This is a genomic window from Haloarcula sp. CBA1122, from assembly GCF_009741785.1.
GTDB classification, from domain to species: Archaea; Halobacteriota; Halobacteria; order Halobacteriales; family Haloarculaceae; genus Haloarcula; species Haloarcula hispanica.
Map to the genome: position 1 here is coordinate 1 of NZ_WPCB01000092.1, position 4,982 is coordinate 4,982.

The 4,982-nt window shown below is 67.1% G+C and carries 4 protein-coding genes and 1 pseudogene; 2 read left to right on the forward strand and 3 right to left on the reverse strand.

Annotated features, from left to right (window positions below; translation table 11 throughout):
• Positions 1-87: 87 nt before the first annotated feature.
• On the forward strand, positions 88-909 hold the full coding sequence (locus tag GJ630_RS19095) for an endonuclease V (RefSeq protein ID WP_191450737.1): 822 nt from the start codon (positions 88-90) through the stop codon (positions 907-909).
• Positions 910-951: 42 nt separating this feature from the next.
• Complete coding sequence (locus tag GJ630_RS19100) at positions 952-1,776, forward strand: SDR family oxidoreductase (RefSeq protein WP_050037964.1); 825 nt, start codon at positions 952-954, stop codon at positions 1,774-1,776.
• A 32-nt stretch (positions 1,777-1,808) separates the two neighbouring features.
• Here the strand turns inward: GJ630_RS19100 and GJ630_RS19105 are convergent, their stop codons facing one another.
• The 3 genes and pseudogenes from GJ630_RS19105 to GJ630_RS19110 form a co-directional block, all read right to left on the reverse strand.
• Positions 1,809-2,897, reverse strand: coding sequence for a TRC40/GET3/ArsA family transport-energizing ATPase (locus tag GJ630_RS19105; RefSeq protein ID WP_064287971.1), 1,089 nt, complete (start codon positions 2,895-2,897; stop codon positions 1,809-1,811).
• Between the two features lie 51 nt (positions 2,898-2,948).
• Positions 2,949-3,110, reverse strand: a complete 162-nt coding sequence (locus GJ630_RS19730) for a hypothetical protein (protein ID WP_004516852.1) — start codon at positions 3,108-3,110, stop codon at positions 2,949-2,951.
• Positions 3,111-3,185: 75 nt separating this feature from the next.
• Positions 3,186-4,982, reverse strand: a pseudogene (locus GJ630_RS19110) (ATP-dependent DNA helicase); the annotation flags it as partial.

A 4,982-nucleotide genomic window follows, 5' to 3' on the forward strand; every position in this document is an offset into this window, starting at 1 on the left:
CAGAGTTCAGTTCGGCGGTGGCGGCGGCCCAGGCGGCCCCGGTGGCCCGGGCGGTCCCGGCGGTCCGGGCCGGCGTCGTCCGTGACGATGGACCCAGTTCGCCCCGATTTCATCCCCGACCCGTCGCTATCTCAGGCGGAGATGGAGGCGCTGCAACGCGACATTGCCGAGGTCGCGCGGTTCGAGGACGACCTGGATGTCTCGCCAGCGGCCATCGCGTCCGCTGGGGATGCACCGGACGACGACCAGACGACGCTGAGCGCCAGCACCGACGACACAACGAACCCGCCGCTCGTCGCCGGCGTCGACCAGGCGTTCGTCGACGACAGAGCCGTCTCGGCTATCGTCGTACTACGGAACGGCGAGGTCATCGAGCGGGTCAGCGCCGTCGAGCGAACCGAGATTCCATACATTCCCGGCCTGCTGTCGTTCCGCGAAGGCGGCGCAATCCTGGCCGCGTTCGCGGAGTTGGAGGCCGACCCGGACGTGGTACTCGTCGACGGCAGCGGTCGAATCCACTTTCGGGAGGCCGGCCTGGCGACACACATCGGCATCACACTGGACGTACCGACCGTCGGTGTCGCCAAGAGCCTCCTCTGTGGCGCGCCGGAGCAGTCCCTCGACGAGACGTACCCGGAAGGGACGCGGATTCCGATTGCAGCCGACGACAGCGTCGAGACCTGTCCCGACGGGACGGTCATCGGCCACGCACTCCAGACGCGGCAGTACGACTCGCCGAACCGGTATATCAATCCACTTATCGTCAGCCCCGGCCATCGCGTCAGCGCAAGTACGGCGGCGGACATCGTCGAAGCCACCGCCGACGACTACAAGCTCCCCGAGCCGACCCGGGTGGCCGACAGCTACGCCGACGAGGCAAAGGCAGCCGTGAATAATCCGTCCGAATAACCGACAGTATAACTTCCCGGGGTGTGTTCTCCCGGCCAACACATGGCGAAGACGGTGCTGATTACGGGTGCGTCCTCGGGTATCGGGCGGGCGAGTGCCGAGGCGTTCCTGGCCGACGACTGGACTGTCTGGGCGACCGCCCGCGAGGAATCGGACATCGAAGACCTCGGCGAAGACGGCTGTGAGACTGCCGAACTCGACGTGACGAACCCGCGCGAATGCGAGCGGGTCGTCGAGGCGCTCATCGAGGCCGAGGGACGGCTCGACTGCCTGGTGAACAACGCCGGCTACCCGCAGTTCGGCGCAGTCGAGGACGTGTCGACGGCGGCGCTGCACGAGCAGTTCGACGTGAACCTCTACGGCCCGCACCGACTCATCCGCGAAGCGCTCCCACACATGCGTGCCCGGGAGAACGGGACCATCGTCAACGTCTCCAGCGTCGCAGGCCGTATCGCGTTCCCGAATCAGGGTGGCTACGCCGCTTCGAAGTTCGCCCTGGAGGGGCTCAGCGACGCGCTCCGGATGGAGGTCGAGGAGTTCGGCATCGACGTGGTGCTCGTCGAACCCGGACCGGTGGAGACCAACTTCGACGACCGCGCCGAGGAAGAACTCGACGAGCTCGACAAGTCCGGCGCGTACGACTGGCTGTACCAGGCCCACGAGGATTCGAACCTCGTCGGCATCCAGGACGCGCTGTCGGTCACGCCCGGCACGGTCGCGCTGACTATCCGTGACGCCGCCAGCGCCAGCGACCCCGAGCCGCGGTATCCCGTCGGTCAGGGCGCACAACTGCTTCTCATGCTCGATTACCTGCCGGCGCGGTGGCGCGACGCGGCCTTTGGCGTCATCCGGAAACTGACGAGTTAAGCAACGACTGCCGCCCGATACACCAATCCGTCTCAGTCCAGACAGGCCGCCACAACCGACAGCAACCGCTCGCCGCGCACTTCCTCGGCGAACAGCGGGACGCGGCGCACATCGTGGCCGCGGAACATGTCCTGTGACCGGGCCAGCGCGTCCTGCTGGACCTGCCAGCGCCGGGCACAGAACTCGCAGTCGGCGTGGTTCGGGCCGGCGATGTCTACGTCCTCGCCGAGCACTTCGCTCGGGTCCTGCATCACCCGGTTGACGACGACGGTGCTGACGGGAATGTTGAACTCGCCGAGCTGGGCGAGCAGTCGCTCGGACTCGACGACTGAGAGTTCTTCGGGCACCATCACGATGCGGAAATCCGTCTTTTGCGGGTCCTGTAGAATCCCCCGGAGGTGCTCTATTCGGTCCGAAAGCTCCTGCAGGTCCTCGATGCCGGCCTCGGCGTCGACGTCCTGATCGTCGCCGAACATGCCGGTGAGGTTGTCCATCATCCCCGAAAATCGCTCGCGGAGTTGCAGAATCTTCCCAACCATCGAATCCATCGTCTCGGGGAGTTCCAGCAGTCGGAGCGTGTGACCGGTCGGGGCGGTGTCGATGACGACGCGGTCGAAGCGGTCGTCGTCGACGTAATCCAGCAGGAGGCGAAGGGCCGCGGCTTCGTCGGCCCCGGGCATCGACCCGCCGAGGAGTCCCTCCTCGCCACCGATGGGGTCCTCGCCCTGGCCTGCGCCTGCTGCGCCGCCTGCGCCACCGCCGAACATGCCGTCGCCGCCGAGCAGTTCGCCCACGCCGCCGAGTGCGTCCTCTTCGACGCCGAGCGGCCCTTCACCGACGGCGGCCTCCGGATCGATTTCTGCGGCGTACAGCGGGATGTCCTCGCGGATGCGCGTCGGTGTTGCCGGGATATCTGCCTCCAGCGTGTCCGACAAGGAGTGGGCGGGGTCCGTAGAGACGACGAGCGTCGCCGTGTCGTCGCGCGCGGAGGCCAGCGCGGTGGCCGCGGCACACGTCGTCTTGCCGACCCCGCCTTTCCCGCCGTAGAGGACGTACTCCGCCGCGTCGATTCCCGCGGGTGCGTCGATGTCGTCGACCGCCTCGACGTCGAGTTCGCTCATGCCAGAAGCTACGCTCGTCCGGCCTTGAGTACTTCCCGAAAAGGAGTTGTCCTACTGCCTCGAGGAACGCGCTTCGCGGACATCCGCGCCGTCCCGGAGTTTGTCCTCGCAGTTCGGACAGACCCGGGGGCCATGGCCTTCGACGGCTTCTGGTGTAAAAACCCGTACGTACTGCTCGGTTACGAACTCGCCGCAGTTCTGACACTCGGGCATCTATAGGTACACTCGTTCCACGGTGTAAATGCTTTCCGCTGACAACGAAATCTTCCGGTTAATCAACAGGCGGCACTACTGGTGGTCGGCCCAGAACGAACCCAGTTGGCTCGCGAGGAAATCGGGTGTCATCCGGGTGAACTCCTCGCGCTCGCCAGCGGGCAGGTACTGATACACCGAATGGCGCGCGTCCGGCGTGTATCGGCGGCCGACTAGCGCCCGCACGCCGACCTCGTCGACACCGCGGATGACGCGACCGATGGCCTGGCGCGCGCGCCGCACGGCCGGCACTGTCAGGGCGTACTCGAAGGCGTTGTCCTCGCCGAAGGCGTCGCCGTATGCTCGCTGGACACCCCGGACGCGGGGCGACCCGATATTCACCAGCGGGATGCCCACGACGGCACAGGTCGATAGCTTCTCGCCGTCGTAGTCGACACCCTCCGTCAGCGTCCCGCGCGTCGACGTGACCATGACTTTCCCGTCGCCGCTGAAGAACTCGCGTTTCAGCCGTTCGGTCTCCTCGTTGCTCGATGACTCGTCCACGAGGACCGACTTCTCGACGGCTTCTTGCAGGTATGCGCCGGCCCAGCGCGCTTCCCGATAGTTCGGCATCGCTATCATCACATTTCCGGGTGAGCGACCCAGCGCGCGCAGCGCCTGGGCGTACTCATCACGCGTCGGGTTCCAGCTGTCACCGAGCGGCCGCATCGTCTCGGGATCGCCGCGGTTGCGCGCGGTAAACGGCGTCGCATCGACGAGATACGACGCCCGGTTCTCGGACGGGAACGGCAGATCGTACGTGGTCGTGCGGACCGGTCGTCCGTCGCCGGAATCCTCGTCGGGGGCCGTCGACCCCGTCTCGGCCATCGAGTCCAGCCCGGAAACGCGGGTGAACACGTCCAGCGGCTCCAGCGTCGCGCTCATCAGGATACCGCCCCCGAGGTCGTCGAAGAGTTCCGCAGGGCCGTCGCGGGCATGCAGTTGTAACACAGCAGGCCCGGCGTGTACACGGCCTGGTAGTCGGCGTCGAGGCTCTGCCCGTGATTGGGCGAGTGCTCCAGTTCGATCTCCCGGAGGAACGTCGCGTGGTCGCGCTCCCACCACTGCCCGGCCAGCACGCCGACGGCGGCACAGACCGGCTGGCGGGTCAGCCCGAGCTGGTCGATCGCGTCCTCGACGGCGGCCCCGACCTGGGACAGCGAGCGCCAGAGCGACCCGTCGTAGCCCTTGCGCTCGGCCCACTCGGTCAGTTCGTCCTGCTCGACCGTGTCGGGGTCCCGCAGCGGGATTTCGCGGTCGTGCTCCGGCAGGGTCGACGGGTCCGCACGCCACCCCTCGTGTTCGGCGTCGAGAAACGCCTCGACGCGGTCGTCGAGCCACCGCACGAGGTCATCGTAGAACTTCCGGGCCTGGTCGACTGCGTCCAGCGGGACCTCGCGGGCCGACAGTACCTCGCGGACCTGCGCCTTGTGGTCGGCGCTCTGCTGGGCGCGCTGGATGAGCGTCGTGCAGTCGTTGCGCGCCTGGACGATGGTCTGGCGACCCAGGCGGTCCGACAGGAGGTCCCGCACGCGCTCTTCGAGTCGGTGGGCCTCGTCGACGATGACGAGCGTCTGGTCGTCGAGCACGTCCGACAGCAGGGGTCGAGAGCCCGGGTCGAACAGGTGGTTGTAGTTCCCGACGATCACGTCGGCCTCAGAAAGCATGACGCTCATGACCCGGTGCGGGCAGGTCCCGCGCTCCGTCGCCGCCGGGAGGTAGTCGTCCATCGTTACGACGTGTTCCTCGCCGGCCGAGAAATCGACAGGCGACCCCTTGTTGCGGGCGTACCAATCGGCTTCGAACGGACAGTACAGCGGCGGGTCCGACCCG

Bases quoted from the DNA above. Each gene is read 5' to 3' on its own strand.
- GJ630_RS19095 (WP_191450737.1), top strand. From the start codon at position 88: ATGGACCCAGTTCGCCCCGATTTCATCCCCGACCCGTCGCTATCTCAG.
- GJ630_RS19100 (WP_050037964.1), top strand. From the start codon at position 952: ATGGCGAAGACGGTGCTGATTACGGGTGCGTCCTCGGGTATCGGGCGG.
- GJ630_RS19105 (WP_064287971.1), bottom strand. From the start codon at position 2,897: ATGAGCGAACTCGACGTCGAGGCGGTCGACGACATCGACGCACCCGCG.
- GJ630_RS19730 (WP_004516852.1), bottom strand. From the start codon at position 3,110: ATGCCCGAGTGTCAGAACTGCGGCGAGTTCGTAACCGAGCAGTACGTA.